This window comes from Agromyces solani (assembly GCF_058349925.1).
In genome coordinates this window covers 195,735-211,060 of sequence record NZ_JBYRER010000003.1, presented here as the reverse complement: position 1 = coordinate 211,060, position 15,326 = coordinate 195,735, and the positions used below count along the sequence as shown (strand labels likewise).

General features: G+C 70.2%; 12 protein-coding genes and 2 tRNA genes. 11 read left to right on the top strand and 3 right to left on the bottom strand.

Annotated features, from left to right (window positions below; genetic code table 11):
- Nucleotides 1-227 precede the first annotated feature (227 nt).
- Nucleotides 228-2,021: a glycoside hydrolase family 13 protein gene (locus AC3RJ7_RS13410; protein ID WP_491456355.1), complete on the bottom strand. Its 1,794-nt coding sequence runs from the start codon at nucleotides 2,019-2,021 to the stop codon at nucleotides 228-230.
- A 240-nt stretch (nucleotides 2,022-2,261) separates the two neighbouring features.
- On the opposite strand from AC3RJ7_RS13410, the gene AC3RJ7_RS13405 reads away from it, so the two are divergent.
- The 3 genes from AC3RJ7_RS13405 to AC3RJ7_RS13395 all read left to right on the top strand — a co-directional run bounded on the left by AC3RJ7_RS13405 (nucleotide 2,262) and on the right by AC3RJ7_RS13395 (nucleotide 6,328).
- On the top strand, nucleotides 2,262-3,497 hold the full coding sequence (locus AC3RJ7_RS13405; RefSeq protein WP_491456354.1) for a sugar ABC transporter substrate-binding protein: 1,236 nt from the start codon (nucleotides 2,262-2,264) through the stop codon (nucleotides 3,495-3,497).
- 180 nt (nucleotides 3,498-3,677) lie between these two features.
- Entirely contained in the window at nucleotides 3,678-5,300 is a 1,623-nt protein-coding gene (locus AC3RJ7_RS13400; RefSeq protein ID WP_491456353.1) for an ABC transporter permease subunit, read from the top strand.
- A gap of 92 nt (nucleotides 5,301-5,392) precedes the next feature.
- A complete protein-coding gene (locus tag AC3RJ7_RS13395) occupies nucleotides 5,393-6,328 on the top strand; it encodes a sugar ABC transporter permease (protein ID WP_491456957.1) in 936 nt (311 codons plus the stop codon).
- Between the two features lie 144 nt (nucleotides 6,329-6,472).
- On the opposite strand, the gene AC3RJ7_RS13390 is transcribed toward AC3RJ7_RS13395, so the two are convergent.
- Nucleotides 6,473-7,405: a hypothetical protein gene (locus AC3RJ7_RS13390; protein WP_491456352.1), complete on the bottom strand. Its 933-nt coding sequence runs from the start codon at nucleotides 7,403-7,405 to the stop codon at nucleotides 6,473-6,475.
- A 107-nt stretch (nucleotides 7,406-7,512) separates the two neighbouring features.
- Between AC3RJ7_RS13390 and AC3RJ7_RS13385 the strand changes: the two genes are divergently transcribed.
- The 5 genes from AC3RJ7_RS13385 to AC3RJ7_RS13365 all read left to right on the top strand — a co-directional run bounded on the left by AC3RJ7_RS13385 (nucleotide 7,513) and on the right by AC3RJ7_RS13365 (nucleotide 10,688).
- Nucleotides 7,513-9,432, top strand: a complete 1,920-nt coding sequence (locus AC3RJ7_RS13385; protein WP_491456351.1) for a glycoside hydrolase family 13 protein — start codon at nucleotides 7,513-7,515, stop codon at nucleotides 9,430-9,432.
- Between the two features lie 118 nt (nucleotides 9,433-9,550).
- Nucleotides 9,551-9,622, top strand: a tRNA-Thr gene (locus AC3RJ7_RS13380).
- Nucleotides 9,623-9,666: 44 nt separating this feature from the next.
- Nucleotides 9,667-9,743 (top strand) — tRNA-Met (locus AC3RJ7_RS13375).
- Between the two features lie 214 nt (nucleotides 9,744-9,957).
- Complete coding sequence (locus tag AC3RJ7_RS13370) at nucleotides 9,958-10,425, top strand: hypothetical protein (protein ID WP_491456350.1); 468 nt, start codon at nucleotides 9,958-9,960, stop codon at nucleotides 10,423-10,425.
- 29 nt (nucleotides 10,426-10,454) lie between these two features.
- Entirely contained in the window at nucleotides 10,455-10,688 is a 234-nt protein-coding gene (locus AC3RJ7_RS13365) for a hypothetical protein (RefSeq protein ID WP_491456349.1), read from the top strand.
- A gap of 66 nt (nucleotides 10,689-10,754) precedes the next feature.
- Here the strand turns inward: AC3RJ7_RS13365 and AC3RJ7_RS13360 are convergent, their stop codons facing one another.
- A complete protein-coding gene (locus AC3RJ7_RS13360) occupies nucleotides 10,755-11,189 on the bottom strand; it encodes a DUF1761 domain-containing protein (RefSeq protein ID WP_491456348.1) in 435 nt (144 codons plus the stop codon).
- A gap of 224 nt (nucleotides 11,190-11,413) precedes the next feature.
- Between AC3RJ7_RS13360 and AC3RJ7_RS13355 the strand changes: the two genes are divergently transcribed.
- From AC3RJ7_RS13355 to AC3RJ7_RS13345, 3 genes are all read left to right on the top strand, one after another.
- A complete protein-coding gene (locus AC3RJ7_RS13355; protein ID WP_491456347.1) occupies nucleotides 11,414-12,442 on the top strand; it encodes a LacI family DNA-binding transcriptional regulator in 1,029 nt (342 codons plus the stop codon).
- The gene (locus tag AC3RJ7_RS13350; RefSeq protein ID WP_491456346.1) at nucleotides 12,439-14,001 is read left to right on the top strand and encodes a sugar ABC transporter ATP-binding protein; all 1,563 of its coding nucleotides are present in this window, start codon (nucleotides 12,439-12,441) and stop codon (nucleotides 13,999-14,001) included. The genes AC3RJ7_RS13355 and AC3RJ7_RS13350 overlap by 4 nt, the downstream gene beginning before the upstream one ends.
- A gap of 253 nt (nucleotides 14,002-14,254) precedes the next feature.
- A complete protein-coding gene (locus AC3RJ7_RS13345; protein WP_491456345.1) occupies nucleotides 14,255-15,250 on the top strand; it encodes an ABC transporter substrate-binding protein in 996 nt (331 codons plus the stop codon).
- Nucleotides 15,251-15,326 lie beyond the last annotated feature (76 nt).

The following is a 15,326-nucleotide window of genomic DNA, read 5'->3' as shown; positions in this document are numbered from 1 at the left end:
GGATCGGTCACTGGTGCAGGATGAGCGGGTCGGCGCCTCGAAATACGGGGGTGCCGGTCGGCTGGTCCTGCAGAAGGCGGGAACGCTCGGGGAGGGCGGGCCGATCGGGTGAGGCGGCTCGGTCACTGGTGCAGGATGAGCGGGTCGGCGCCCTGAAATGGGGCGATGCCGACCCGCTCATCCTGTTGAAGCGCGGAGTGCGCGGAGCGTGCGCGGAGCGCGCGAGGCTACGCGCGCAGCCAGACGGTCGTGTCGGGCGGCAGCAGGTGGGATGCCTCGTCGACCGGGCCGCTCGCGACGAGCATGTCGCCCGCGGGCAGCGCGGCGGGCGCAGTGCCGGTGTTGGCGACGACGACGACGTCGCCGTTGCGGAACGAGAGCACGCCGGCGGCGTCACCCGACGCCGACTCGGCCCCGGTCGCGGGCGAAAGCCACTCGAGCGTCCCGGCCGCGAGCCCGTGCTCGCGACGCGCGGCGAGCAGCGAACGGTAGAGCGAGAGGGTCGAGTCGGGGTCGTCCTGCTGGGCGTCCCGTGCGAGCGCGGCCCACGATGCGGGTTGCGGCAGCCACGAGGCATCCGTGGGGCCGAAGCCGTACGACGGCGCATCAGAGGCCCAGGGCAGGGGCACGCGGCATCCGTCGCGGCCGTACCGCTCGCCGTCGGTGCGGAACCACGTCGGGTCCTGCCGGGCGTCGTCGGGCAGGTCGATGACCTCGGGCAGGCCGAGCTCCTCGCCCTGGTAGAGGTACGACGAGCCGGGCAGCGCGAGCATGAGGGCGGTCGCGGCGCGAGCGCGGCGGAGCCCGTCAAGATACGCGGGGATGCCGCGCGAGCGCGGCCCGAGGCCGTGGCCCTGCGGGTTCGGCTCGATGACCGAGAGGCGGGTCGCGTGGCGCACGACGTCGTGGTTCGACAGCACCCACGTCGACGGGGCGCCGACGCTGCCGAACGCGTCGATGGAGTCGTCGATCACGCGGCGCAGTGCGTCGGCCTGCCACGGCGTCTCGAGGTAGGCGAAGTTGAACGTCTGGTGCATCTCGTCGGGTCGCACCCACCGGGCGAGCTTCGCGAGCGGGTCGACCCAGGCCTCGCCCGCGAGGATGCGGTCGCCGGGGTACTCGTCGAGGAGCGCCCGCCAGTCGCGGAAGATCTCGTGCACGCCGTCCTGCGCCCAGTACGGGGCGAGGTCGTCGGCCTCGGTCGAGATCTCGGGCTCGAGGGGCACTCCGGTGGATGCCTCGGGGCCGGCGCCGTGCGCCGTGCCGACGTCGTGGCCCGTGCCGACGGCCGTGCCCGCGGGCGGATCGATCGCGCCGCCGCCGGCGCCGCCCATGCTGCCGCCCTCGGCGGGCGGCGTGTAGTCGGGCAGTCCGTCGGCCTTGACCATGCCGTGGGCGACGTCGACGCGGAAGCCGTCGACGCCGCGGTCGAGCCAGAACCGCAGGATGCGCCGGAACTCCTCGCGCACCTCCTCGTTGGTCCAGTCGAAGTCGGGCTGCGACGAGTCGAAGATGTGCAGGTACCACTGGCCGGGCGTGCCGTCGGCCTCGACGACGCGCGTCCACGCGGGACCGCCGAAGACCGACTCCCAGTTGTTCGGCGGCTCGTCGCCGCCGGGGCCGCGCCCGTCGCGGAACAGGTAGCGGGCGCGCTCGGCGCTGCCGACGGGCGACGCGAGGGCGGCCTGGAACCAGTCGTGCTGGTCGCTCGAGTGGTTCGGCACGAGGTCGACGATGACGCGGATGCCTCGGGCGTGCGCCTCGGCGACCATGGCGTCGAAGTCGGCGAGGGTGCCGAAGCGCGGGTCGACGTCGCAGTAGTCGGCGACGTCGTAGCCGGCGTCCTTCTGGGGGGAGGTGAAGAAGGGCGAGAGCCAGATGGCGTCGATGCCGAGCTCTTCGAGCGCGCCCAGCCGCTGCGTGATGCCGGCCAGGTCGCCCATGCCGTCACCGTTCGCGTCGGCGAAGGAGCGGGGGTAGATCTGGTAGATCGCGGCGGTGCGCCACCATTCGGAAGTCATGTCCGAAACTGTACGTCATCTCCATACCGGATGGAAACGCTTGCAGTTCACACGCGTCACACAACCATCACGAACTGGTATCGATCGGGACATCCCGGTTTGGTAATGCGCGCAACGCAAGGTATATCTGTAATCGCTTGCAATCGCGAGCGTCAATTGCAGAACGGCCTTTCGGGCTCGGTCGGCATCAGAGCCACCGGCGAAGGCGCCGATCTCACGCACACTGAGAAGGACACACCAATGAGGGTGAACAGGAAGAGCCTGCTCGCGGCCGGTGCGGTCGCGGTCGTCGTCACGCTCGGCCTCGCCGGTTGCGCGGGCAGCGACAGCGGTTCCGACGACTCGTCGAGCGCGAGCGGCACGCTGACCGTCTGGGTCGACGCCGAGCGCATCGACGCCGTGCAGGGCGCAGCCGACGCGTACGAGGACAAGACCGGCATCAAGGTCAAGCTCGTCGGCAAGGACAACGCCGACATCAAGAGCGACTTCATCCAGCAGGTTCCGACCGGCAAGGGCCCCGACGTCGTCATGGGCGCCCACGACTGGCTCGGCGAGCTCTCGACGAACGGCGTCGTCGCGCCGCTCGAGCTCGGCGACTCGGCGGCCGACTACCTCCAGGTGGCGATCAACGCCTCGACCTACGAGGGCACCGTCTACATGCTGCCCTACGCCGTCGAGAACCTCGCGATGCTGCGCAACGCCGACCTCGTTCCCGAGGCCGCCACGAGCTTCGACGACATGCTCGCCAAGGGCAAGGCCGCCGGCCTCGACCACCCGTTCGTCGTCGAGCAGGGCGCCGAGGGCAACCCGTACCACCTCTACCCGTACCAGACCGCGTTCGGCGCTCCCGTGTTCGGCAGCAACGCCGAGGGCTACAACCCCGACGACCTCCAGCTCGGCAACGCAGGCGGCGAGCAGTTCGCCACCTGGCTCGGCTCGCAGGGCAAGAACGGCACGGGCGCGTTCAACACCGACATCGACGGCGACATCGCGAAGGACGCGTTCACGACCGGCAAGGCGGCCTTCTGGCTGACCGGCCCGTGGAACGTCGGCGCGGCCGTCGACGCCGGCATCAACGTCGCGATCGACCCGATCCCCAGCCCGACCAGCGAGGTCGCCCAGCCGTTCGCCGGCGTCAAGGGCTTCTTCGTCTCGGCCGAGTCGAAGAACAAGGTCGCCGCGAACGACTTCCTCGTGAACTACATCGGCACCGAGGACGTGCAGCTCGAGCTCTTCGAGGCCGGCAACGTCCTGCCCGCCCTCACCGCCGCCGCCGAGACCGCCTCGAGCGACCCGATCGTCGCGGGCTTCGCGACCGTCGGCGCCGAGGCCGTGCCGATGCCGGCCATCCCGGCCATGGGCCAGGTCTGGCAGTACTGGGGCATCGCCGAGGCCGCGATCATCAACGGCGCCGACCCGGTCGCCACGTGGCAGAAGCTCGCCTCCGACGTGCAGGCGGCGATCGACGCCGGTTGATCCGGTGAGTCCGTCGGTCGAGTAGTCCGAACGGCGGTCGAGTAGCGCGAAGCGCGTATCGAGACCTGGTCACCGGGTCTCGATACGGCCCTGGCGGGCCTACTCGACCGGCGGCATTCCATTACTCGACCGACGGACTTCCTGCATCCCCAGACGCGACACGAGAGACCAGGCAGCAGCATGAGCACCGCGACCGACGACGACGTCCGCGAAGACGCCCCACCGAAGCCCACGAAGCAGCAGCGTCGTGCGGCGAACATCGCCGACGAGGCGTCGGGCGGCATCAAGCTGCTGCTCGTGAAGCTCGCAGGGGTCGGCATCGTCGACGCACTCGCGCTGTACGCCGTCTTCGTGCTCGCCATGCACGAGCAGTGGCTCGTGCTCGGCCTCGTGGCCGCGGTCACCGTGATCGTCAACTGGATCTACTTCTCGCGCAAGAAGCTGCCGGCGAAGTACCTGACGCCCGGGGTCATCTTCCTCGTCGTGTTCCAGGTCTTCGTGCTCGGCTACACGGCGTACATCGCCTTCACGAACTACGGCACGGGCCACAACGGGTCGAAGGAGCAGGCGGTCTCGTCGCTCATGGCCTCGTCGCTCGAGCGCGTGCCCGACTCGCCGACCTACGGCGTGACGGTCGTCGAGCGCGGCGGCGAGCTCGGCCTGCTCGTGACCGACCCAGACGGCGACGCCCTCGTCGGCACCAACGAGGAGCCCCTGCACGAGGCATCCGGCGTCGAGTTCTCGGGCGACGTCGCCGTCTCGGCCGACGGCTGGACCTCGCTGAAGTTCGCCGACGTGCTCGCCCGCACCGACGAGGTCACCGCCCTGGCGGTGCCGTACTCGGAGGACCCGAACGACGGGGCGATCCGCACGCCCGACGGCTCGAAGGGCTACCTCTACATCTCGACCCTCGAGTACGACGCCGAGGCCGGCACCATGACCGACCTCGAGACGGGCACGGTCTACAGCGACACCGGGGTCGGCGCGTTCACCGCCGAGAACGGCGATGAGCTGCTGCCCGGCTGGCAGATCACGATCGGCTTCGACAACTTCGTGCGGGCCGTCACCGACACCCGCCTCGCGGGCCCGCTCGTCTACGTCACGCTCTGGACCTTCGCGTTCGCGCTCATCTCGGTCGCGTCGACGTTCTTCCTCGGGCTGTTCCTCGCGATCACGTTCAACGACATGCGCATGCGCGGCCGCAAGGGCTACCGGGTGCTCATGATCCTGCCGTACGCGATCCCGTCGTTCCTGTCGGCGCTCGTCTGGGCGGGCATGATGAACAAGAGCTTCGGCTTCATCAACCAGGTGCTCCTCGGCGGCGCCGAGGTGCCGTGGCTCACCGATCCGACGCTCGCCAAGGTGTCGATCCTGATCGTCAACCTGTGGCTCGGGTTCCCCTACATGTTCCTCGTGTGCACGGGCGCGCTGCAGTCGATCCCGGAGGAGCTGCAGGAGGCCGCGACCGTCGACGGCGCGAGGCCATGGGCGATCTTCCGCCTGATCAAGCTGCCGCTGCTGCTCGTGTCGGTCGCGCCCCTGCTCATCGCGTCGTTCGCGTTCAACTTCAACAACTTCAACACCATCTACATGTTGACCGACGGCGGGCCGCGTGACGCGAACGCGCCGATCCCCGTCGGCTTCACCGACATCCTGATCACGATGGTCTACAAGGTCGCCTTCACGGGCGAGAACCGCGACTACGGTCTCGCGAGCGCCTACTCCATCATCATCTTCATCGTCGTCGCGGTGATCTCGATCATCGCCTTCCGTCGCACCAAGAGCCTCGAGGAGCTGAACTGATGGCCGCTCGCAAGGACAAGACCGGTGAGGTGCCGGGCCCCGGCCTCGTCGCACCCACGGGCGTCGGCCTCGCCGTCGCCGAGATGGAGGAGATGGATGCCTCGACCCGCGCGCACGCGTCGGTCGGCGGCGGCCCCGGCGGCGGCGCCCCGCTCGAGCTGCCCAAGCGGCCGTTCAACTTCGGCCGCTGGTTCTGGGCGACCGGCTGGCGGCACGTCATCGGCGTCGTCATGGTCGTGTTCGCGCTGTTCCCGATCATGTTCGTCGTGTCGTCGTCACTCAACCCGCACGGCACCCTGACCGGCTCGAACGCCCTGTTCTCGCAGATCGGCCTCGACAGCTACATCCGGATCCTCACCGACCCGCAGGTGCCGTTCACGACCTGGTTCGGCAACACGCTCATCATCGCGGGCATCACGGCGGTGTGCACGGTGTTCCTCGGCGCGCTCGCCGCGTACTCGTTCTCGCGCATGCGGTTCACCGGGCGCCGGGTCGGGCTCATCTCGATCGTCGTCGTGCAGATGTTCCCGCAGCTGCTCGCCGTCGTCGCGATCTTCCTGCTCATGTCGGCGGTCGGCGACCTGTTCCCGGCGATCGGCCTCAACACGCACGTCGGCCTCATCATGGTGTACCTCGGCGGCGCGCTCGGCGTGAACACGTACCTCATGTACGGCTTCTTCAACACGGTGCCGGCGTCGATCGACGAGGCCGCGAAGCTCGACGGCGCGGGCCACGCGCGCATCTTCTTCACGATCATCCTGCGGCTCGTCGCACCGATCCTCGCGGTCGTCGCGCTGCTCTCGTTCATCGCGTCGGTGAACGAGTTCGTCGTGGCATCCGTGCTGCTCGTCGACACGGAGAAGCAGACGCTCGCCGTCGGTCTCACGAAGCTCGTCTCGAACCCCCGCTACGCGGACTGGAGCGCGTTCTCGGCCGGTGCCGTGATGGCGGCGCTGCCGGTCGTGGCGCTGTTCCTCTTCCTGCAGAAGTACATCGTCGGCGGGCTGACCGCGGGGGCGGTCAAGTAGCGGTTGGGAGCCACGTGCAGGATGAGCCGCTCGGCACCCGCGCATACCGGGGTGCCGACCGGCTCATCCTGTAGCAGCGACGTGGATGCCTCGGCCTCGGTGCCCGTCGGCGGGCGCCGACCCGCAGGGCCCCGAGGCATCCGATCAGAACGAGACGGACGTGCCGGCCGGGATGTCGGCCGTCGCGATGAGCGCCACGACGACCGCGGCGATCGCGATCGCCGCACCGCCGATGCCGAAGCCGATGCCGATCGCGGTCGCGCGATCCATGTTGCGGCGGAGACGGCGGCCGGCCGGGGCGATCGGGTTCGCCGACGCACGGCCGGCTTCGGGCGAACCGGTCGGCGCCGCCCCGCCGGCGACGGCCGCGAGGCGCGACGCGGGCGTCTCGGCGCCGGGCACGCGCTCGTCGACGTAGAGGTCGGTGCGGTCGTGGAACTTCGCGCCGACGACCGCGCGGATGCGGTCGAAGCGCTCCCAGGTCGCGCGTTCCGTCCATGCGAAGCCGCCGGGCTTCATGACGATGAGCAGGTCGTCGCGCACCTCGACGTCGAGGTCGCCGGTCTCGTCGATGAGCAGCGCCATGAGGTCGGGCGTGAAGACGTAGAGCGCGTCGCGCTCGTAGCCCTTCGGCACGTAGAGGCGGAAGTGCCGGTCGAAGTCGCCCTCGAGCGGGAGGCGCTGGTCCTCCCTCGGCGGCCTCGCGAGGCTCGAGCCGATGAGGCCGTCGTTGCTGCCCGCGTCGAGGATCATGTTCGGCAGGTATCGCGGCAGGTCGATCGCGAGGTAGCCGATGTCGATGCTCGACACGGGGGAGCCCGAGCGCACGCGCGTCGTCACGGTGATGCCCGACTTCGTCGTGCGCACCGACTCGGCGCTGCGGGTGCCGCCGCGGAGGTGCCCGGTCTGCCAGCCGTCGGCGACGACCTTGTCGTGCGCGGTGCCGTTCGAGACCTGCTCCCAGAGCCGGTCGCCGAGGGCGGGCGGGTCGCCGACGGCGTCGAACGCCCAGCCGTTCGCGGCGGCGAAGGCCGCGAGCCCGTCGTGTCGGGCGAGCAGGTCGAATGCGGTCGCCACGGGCGCTCCCTTCGCGTCGCGGTCGGGCGCGACGCTCCATTCTGCAACAGCACCGCATCGCGGCCGCGCCGGGCGACCGTGACGGTGGTGCACGAGAGGATGACTCCATGCTGACGCCGCACCACGACGGATCGCCGCTCCACGTGTCGACCCAGAACCCCGCGCTCGGCGAGACCGTTCGGGTCAGGCTGCGCGTGCCCGAGGGGGCGCTCGCCGCCGACGGCACGACGATCGGCCCGCTCGCGTGGGTCGGCACCCGCTCGAACCCGAACCGCGAGCCGCGGTTCGACGAGGCGCGGCGGCGGTCCGAGGCATCCGAGTCGGGTGAAGCCCTCGACGGCTGGAGCTGGTGGGAGGCCGAGGTCGAGATCGAGAACCCGGTGCACGGGTACCGGTGGCTGCTCGTCGGAGACGACGGGCGGCAGCACTGGCTGAACCAGGTCGGCCTGTCGTCGGTCGAGACCCGCGACCGCGACGACTTCGCGCTCGTCGCGCACGACGCCGCGCCCGACTGGGTCGCCGAGAGCGTGCTGTACCAGGTGTTCCCCGATCGGTTCGCCAAGTCGGCCGATGCGCCGTTCGACCGCTTGCGGGAGCGCGGCGAGCTGCCCGAGTGGGCGATCGCCGCCGAGTGGGGCGACGCGCTCGACCCGGTGCCGCCGGGGCGGTCGCAGCAGGTGTTCGGCGGCGACCTCGACGGTGTGCGCGAGAGGCTCGACCACCTCGTCGGGCTCGGCGTGAACCTGCTCTACCTGACGCCGGTCTTCCCGGCCCGGTCGAACCACCGCTACGACGCGTTGACGTTCGACCGGGTCGACGACCTGCTCGGCGGTGACGAGGCGCTCGTGCGGCTCGTCGAGGCGGCGCATGCCCGAGGCATCCGCGTCATCGGCGACCTGACGAGCAACCACTCGGGCGACGCGCACGAGTGGTTCCGCACGGCGCAGGCCGACCCGGCGTCGGCCCAGCGCGAGTTCTACTACTTCCGGGACGACGAGGCCGAGGGCGGCCACGGGTACGAGTCGTGGCTCGGCGTGCCGAGCCTGCCGAAGTTCGACTGGTCGTCGCGCGAGCTGCGCCGGCGCTTCGTCGAGGGCTCCGACTCGGTCGTCGCCAAGTACCTGAAGGCGCCGTACTCGCTCGACGGTTGGCGCATCGACGTCGCGAACATGACGGGGCGGCTCGGCGACGTCGACCTCAACGCGGAGGTGCGGCAGGCGATCCGGCGCACGATGCTCGAGGTGAACCCCGACACGATGCTCATCGGCGAGTCGACGAACGACGGTGCCGACGACTTCCGGGGCGATGCGTGGCACGGCGCGATGACCTACGCGCCGTTCACGCGCCCGCTGTGGAGCTGGCTGCAGGAGCCCGGCAGCCCGGCCGGCGGCGGCATCGGTTTCGCGCTCGGCCGCGTGCCGGCCTTCACGGGCCGCCAGTTCGTCGACGCGCACCTGCGGTTCGCCGCCGGCTACCCGTGGCGCACGCGGCTCGGCACCATGAACGCGCTCGACACGCACGACACCCCGCGCTTCGCGACGCATGCGCGACCGGGCACCGTGCCGGTCGCGTTCGGGCTCGCGGTCACGCTGCCCGGGGTGCCCGTCGTCTGGGCGGGCGACGAGTTCGGCCTCACGGGCGTCGACGGCGAGGCGTCGCGCACGCCGATGCCGTGGGGGAGCGAGGCGTCGCCGTCGGTCGAACCGGTGCTCGCGGCGTACCGCTCGCTCGTCGCGCTGCGTCGGGAGCACCCCGTGCTCGCGACGGGCGGCGTCCGCTGGCTCGCCGTCGGCGACGACGCCGTCGCGTTCGTGCGCGAATCGGCCGAGGCATCCCTGCTCGTGTTCGCCTCACGCGCGGCGGCGACGCTGTCGTTCGCCGCGGGGGCGCTGACCGGTGCGGATGCCGCGGCTCGCGTGTACGGAGGGTCGGGGCTTTCGTCGTCGGAGGGCGCCGTGGTGCTCTCGGCGGAGGGTCCCGAGTTCGCGGTGTGGGCGCTGCCGGCGGTGGCGGTGCCGGCGTCGTGACGCGTCGATCGATGGTCGCCGGGCGTAACGTCGCGTCGCCCGGCGTCATCGGCTCCACATGGTACGAAGCACCCCTCGAGAGATGATATCCTCGTCTGGTTGCCGATTCTCGGCATACGCCCCGATAGCTCAGTGGTAGAGCACTTCCATGGTAAGGAAGGGGTCGTCAGTTCAATCCTGACTCGGGGCTCTGGTTCTCGGTTCGAGCGTTCGCGTTTCGTCCCGAAGCCTCGCGGCGGGGTAGCTCAGGTGGTTAGAGCACACGGCTCATAATCGTGGTGTCGCGGGTTCGAGTCCCGCCCTCGCTACCAGAAGCCCGGCGTTCTTCGGAACCGCCGGGCTTTTCGCGTATCCGGGGCCGGCGTCGCGGCAGGCGCACCGAAGCGTCTGCCCGAGTTCCTCACTCTCGCGACAGGAAACGATCGAAGCCGACCCAATTTGGAACCAATCGGCTCGACCGGACATATCGGTATACACGAGCGACGCGGTACCCGCGTCGAACCCGATCGAGGAGGAACTCCGGACATGTTGCTGAAGGTCGCACCGTTCATCATCGCCTGCGGAACCATTGCACTCCTGGCGGCCTGCACCCCGAGCGCCGCCGACGCACCCGTCATCAGCACGCCGCCGGCCGCCGCCGAGGACACGGATGCCGAGGCCTGCGAGCAGCTCACCGTGCCCCTGTCGTTGATCTTCAATGCGCAGGTCGCGCCGGAGGGCGCGATGGACACCGAGACCGCGCGCGGCCTCTACTTCACCGCTGCGTGGGAGTTGCGCCGGATCGACGAGGAGCTGAGCGATTCGGGACTCGACGCACCGGTGACGAGCCTGAGTGAGGCGGCCAACGCGGTGCACTCCCGAATGGGCACCACGGATGACCCCGCGGAATGGTCGGATCAGCTCGACGAGATCAGTGCCGCGACCGACGAGATCAACGCGATCTGCATGGAGGCTGATTCCGACGGAGCGGTTCTCGGCTGGTACGGGGGATGATGCGAATAGCCCACCGCTAGGCTGTCGTGGTGCAACTCGGCCTGGTCTTCGCCCTCGCATGGGCGGTGCTCGCGCTCGTCGCCGGCATCGCGCTCGTCATCCGGCGCAGGTGGCTCGCCGAGACGATCGCGGCGGAGCGGCAATCCCGCCCGGGTCGCGCGGCGGCGCGCGCCCCGAGTCCGACCCTCTTCGTGATCATCGGCCTGCTCTTCATCGCGATGGGGCTCTTCATCATCGGCTGGTGGGTCGCGACCACCGTGTGACGCGACCACCGCGTATCCGGCGCACTTCGCCCGTCTTTTCGAGCGTCCGGTCGGCGACGCCCGCGCTCAGACGGTGCCCTCGGGCGGCCAGACGCCGATGATGACGGCCATCACGATGACCGTGACGAGCTCGTGCGCGATGTTCATCGTGGTGAGGGCGGCGGGGCGGCCCTCGAAGGCGTCGTGCGTGATGAAGCGGGCGGCCGTGAAGCCGGCCCAGAGCGTGATCGACGTGATGATCGCCGAGAGGAGGAATCCGCCGCCGCCGTAGAAGTGCCAGGCGATCGCCGTGCTGCCCGCGAGCACCCAAGCCGTGATGAAGCTCACGATGACCGTGACGACGATCGGGCCGACGGCGCTCGCGCCGGGCCGGTCGATGTCGACGTCGGCGAGCTTCGCCCACCTCATGCCGAAGACCTTCGGGGCGTACCAGATCGAGCCGACGACCATGCTCGAGAGGGTCGCGATGAGCACTGCCCAGTAGTTGATCTCGGGAACCATGACTTCACCCTTCCGTGGTGGTGGGACGCGGCGTCTCGAGGCTGTCTCCGCGGCGAGGAGAACCGCGCAGCCGCATCCTCTAGGCCGAATTCTGCTCCTCCCGGAGGCGGGCGGCCGGTATTTCGAGCACGCGGCTGCCGCACTCGATCGAGCGGTGGGGCCGCGGCGTGAAGACGTCCGGCGGCACGGGGCCACGGTTGCGCCGAACGAATAGGCTGTTGCGCGTGAGTGACCTCGAGACGGGCGAGCGCCCCGAGAAGCTCGGCATCCGCGAGGTCGCCGCGCTCGCCGGCGTTTCGCACATGACCGTCTCGCGCGTGCTCAACGGGCACCCCAACATCCGCCCCGCGACGCGCCAGCGCGTGCTCGACGTCATCCAGGAACTCGACTTCAAGCCCAACAGCGCCGCGCGAGCGCTCGCGACGCAGCGCACGCAGCGCATCGGCGTCATCGTCGACAGCGCGGTGGAGTTCGGGCCCACGAGCACCCTGCGCGGGCTCGAACTCGCGGCGCGATCGGCCGGGTATTCGGTGACGTCGGTCGCGATGCAGGACGACGCGAACCTCACGCCCGAGATGGCCGTCGGCCACCTCATCGCCGAGGGCGTCGACGCGCTCTGCATCGTCGCTCCGCGCTCGTCATCGGTCTCGGCGCTGCGCCGGATCTCGATCGACGTCCCGGTCCTCGTCGTCAAGGCGGCGAAGGATCCGAACTTCCTCACCGTCAGCGTCGACCAGCAGCTCGGCACGACGCTCGCCGTCGACCACCTCGTCGCGCTCGGACACCGCGACATCCTCCACATCTCGGGGCCCCTCGACTGGCTCGACGCGCGCGGTCGGGAGCGCGCATTCCACGCGCGCATCGAGCAGTGGGGGCTGAAGGCGCGCCCCGTCGTCGTCGGCGACTGGACGGCGGACTTCGGCTACGACTATGCGGTGGGCCTCACGGGCGTTCCCGAGTACACGGCGGTGTTCGCGGCGAACGACGAGATGGCGGTCGGAGTCATCCACGGGTTCCACGACCGCGGGATCCGCGTCCCCGACGACGTGAGCATCGTGGGCTTCGACGACCTGCCGTTGGCGCGGCACGTCATCCCGCCGCTCACGACCGTCCGGCAGGACTTCCACGCGCTCGGCGCGAAGGCGATGGAGGTGCTGCGCGCGGCGCTCGAGGGACGCGGTATCCCGCAGCGCTCGAAGATCCCGTCGGAACTCGTCGTGCGGGCTTCGACCGCGGCGCCGAGGTCGTCATGATCGGGCAGGATGCCGCGGGGCGGGCGTTCCCCGAGCCGGAGCCGGTCGTCGAGATGACCGGCATCACGGTCGAGATCGACGGCACGCGGGTGCTGCACGGCGTCGATCTGCGACTCCGCGCCGGTGAGATCCACGCGCTCATGGGCGGCAACGGCGCGGGCAAGTCGTCGATGGTGAAGGCGCTCACGGGGGCCTACCGCGTCGACGGCGGCGAGGTGCGCATCTCGGGCGAGCGGGTCGTGCTCTCGGGGCCCGCGGCGGCCGAGTCCGCGGGCGTCGCGGCCGCCTTCCAAGACGTCGACCTGTGCGGCAATCTCTCGATCGCCGAGAACATCATGATCGGGCACGAGGAGCGCCGCTGGTACGGCATCTCGTGGTCGGCGACCCGGCGCAGGGCGGTGGACGTGCTCGACGAGCTCGGCCTCGGCGACCTCGATCCGCGGCAGGCGGTGTCGGCGCTTCCGCCGCCCATCCAGCAGCTCGTCGCCATCGCCCGTGCCATGGTCACCCGTCCCAAGGTGCTCGTGCTCGACGAGCCCACCTCGAGCCTCGACGCCGACGAGGTCGCGACCCTGTTCCGGGCGTTGCGCCGGCTGCGCGATCACGGCGTCGCCATCCTCTTCGTCTCGCACTTCCTCGAACAGGTGTACGCGATCAGCGATCGGATCACGGTGCTGCGCGACGGTCGCGGGCAGGGCGAGTACCGCACGCGCGAGCTCGATCGTGCGGAGCTGATCTCGAAGATGATCGGCAAGGACCTGGCCGAGCTGCGGCGCATCGGGTCCGAACGCCGGGCGCACCGCGCCGACCCCGTCGGCGAGCCCGTCTACCGGGCGATCGGCGTGGGCCGGCGGGGCGAGTTCGAGGCGACCGACTTCGAGCTGCATCGCGGCGAGGTGGTCGGGCTGGGCGGCCTGCGAGGATCGGGCCGCAGCGAGCTCGGGCAACTGCTCGCCGGGGTCGCGCGTCGCGACACCGGCACGATCCAGATCGACGGCCGGCAGGTCGCGCTGCCGAATCCGGCCGCGGCGCTCAGGCGGCGCATCGCCTTCGCGAGCGAGGACCGCCGCGACGGCGGCATCATCGAGGAGCTGAGCGTGCGCGAGAACATCGTGCTCGCGCTGCAGGCGATCCGCGGCTGGGCGCGCCCGATCTCGCGGGCCGAGCGCGACGCCCTCGTCGACCGCTACATGGAGTCGCTCGCGATCGTCGCCCCAGGGCCCGACGCACCGGCCCGCCAGCTCTCCGGCGGCAACCAGCAGAAGGTGCTGCTCGCGCGATGGCTCGCGACGCGGCCGCACGTGCTCGTGCTCGACGAGCCGACGAGGGGCGTCGACATCGCGGCCAAGGTCGAGATCCAGGCGCGCATCGCGGAGATGGCCCGGGAGGGCGTCGCCGTCGTGTTCATCTCGTCCGAGCTCGACGAGGTCGTCCGGCTCAGCGACCGCATCGCGATCCTCAAGGACCGGCGCAAGATCGGCGAGGTCAGCAACGGTCCGGGCCTCAGCGTCGACACGATCATCGAGATGATCGCGGCCGACGACGAAGACGACGCCTGAGCCCGCCTGGCGGCGTGCGACCTGATCGTCCGCCCGCCGACCTCGCCGACCCGGGCGCGACCCGTTCGGGGGCGGCCTCGGAGCCGCGTGCCCAAGACGAAATGTTCCCGGGAACAAAGTGCTTGCGTTTCCGATTTTGTTCCCGGTAACATCACTCGTGCGACCACGCACCGAGCGTTCGTTGCCATCACCCGAAGCCCGCTTTCCGGGCAGTTACCGGCGCACGAACGCCGGGTCTCAAGGAGGAGATCACATGTCAGTTCAGAGGCGATTCGCGAAGGTCCTCGGCCTGGCGGCCGTCGGCGCGCTCAGCATCGGCCTCGCCGCGTGCTCGAGCGGCGGCGGCGACAGCGCATCGGGCAGCGAGGGCGACCTCACCACCGTCGGCTTCGTCGCGGTGGGTCCCGAAGGCGCCTGGCGCGAGGCGAACGAGAAGAACATCCAGGAGACGTTCACCGAGGACGCCGGGTTCGAGCTGAAGTACGCACCCGCGACGAACCTCGACCAGAAGTCGCAGATCGACGCATTCACGTCGTTCGTCGACGAGGGCGTCGACGTCATCCTGCTGTCGGCCACCGAGGCATCCGGTTGGGAGGACTCGCTCAAGCGCGCCCAGGAGGCGGAGATCCCCGTGATCCTGCTCGACCGCGGCATCGAGCCCGACGACACGAGCCTCTACGTGACCCGCATCGCGCCCGACAACGTCGAGGTCGCGAAGGAGGTCGGGGCCTGGGCCGTCGAGCAGTTCCCCGACGGCGGCAACTACATCACCCTCGAGGGCCCCGCGGGCGTCGGCGTCGTGAACGAGCGCAACGAGGGTTGGGATGCCTCGGTCGAGGGCTCGAAGCTCGTCGAGGTCGCCGCGCAGACCGCGAACTGGTCCGCCGAAGAGGGCAAGAGCGTGACCGAGACGCTGCTCAAGGCGAACAACAACGACGTGCAGCTCATCTTCGCCCAGAACGACGAGATGGGCCTCGGCGCGGCGCAGGCCGTCGAAGAGGCGGGCCTGAAGCCCGGAACCGACGTCAAGATCGCCACGATCGACGGCACCGCGGCGGCCATGGAGGCCCTCGCGAACGGCCAGCTCAGCTACGTGCACGAGTACAACCCGCTGTTCGGCGAGACCGCCCTCGACGTCGTGAACAAGACGCTCGACGGCGAGTCGGTCGACTCGTACATCATCGTGCCGAGCGAGGCGTTCGACTCGCCCGAGGCCGCCCAGGCCGTGCTCGCCGACCGCCAGTACTGATCGGTCGAGCCCACCGCCGACCGAGGTGCGCACGAGTACCGGCGGTGCGGGGTCTGCTTCCACAGGGACCCTGCAC

Excerpts from the sequence above, each read along its gene's own strand:
- AC3RJ7_RS13395 (WP_491456957.1), top strand. The coding sequence starts at position 5,393 with ATGGATGCCTCGACCCGCGCGCACGCGTCGGTCGGCGGCGGCCCCGGC.
- AC3RJ7_RS13400 (WP_491456353.1), top strand. The coding sequence starts at position 3,678 with ATGAGCACCGCGACCGACGACGACGTCCGCGAAGACGCCCCACCGAAG.
- AC3RJ7_RS13405 (WP_491456354.1), top strand. The coding sequence starts at position 2,262 with ATGAGGGTGAACAGGAAGAGCCTGCTCGCGGCCGGTGCGGTCGCGGTC.
- AC3RJ7_RS13345 (WP_491456345.1), top strand. The coding sequence starts at position 14,255 with ATGTCAGTTCAGAGGCGATTCGCGAAGGTCCTCGGCCTGGCGGCCGTC.
- AC3RJ7_RS13350 (WP_491456346.1), top strand. The coding sequence starts at position 12,439 with ATGATCGGGCAGGATGCCGCGGGGCGGGCGTTCCCCGAGCCGGAGCCG.
- AC3RJ7_RS13360 (WP_491456348.1), bottom strand. The coding sequence starts at position 11,189 with ATGGTTCCCGAGATCAACTACTGGGCAGTGCTCATCGCGACCCTCTCG.
- AC3RJ7_RS13410 (WP_491456355.1), bottom strand. The coding sequence starts at position 2,021 with ATGACTTCCGAATGGTGGCGCACCGCCGCGATCTACCAGATCTACCCC.
- AC3RJ7_RS13385 (WP_491456351.1), top strand. The coding sequence starts at position 7,513 with ATGCTGACGCCGCACCACGACGGATCGCCGCTCCACGTGTCGACCCAG.
- AC3RJ7_RS13370 (WP_491456350.1), top strand. The coding sequence starts at position 9,958 with ATGTTGCTGAAGGTCGCACCGTTCATCATCGCCTGCGGAACCATTGCA.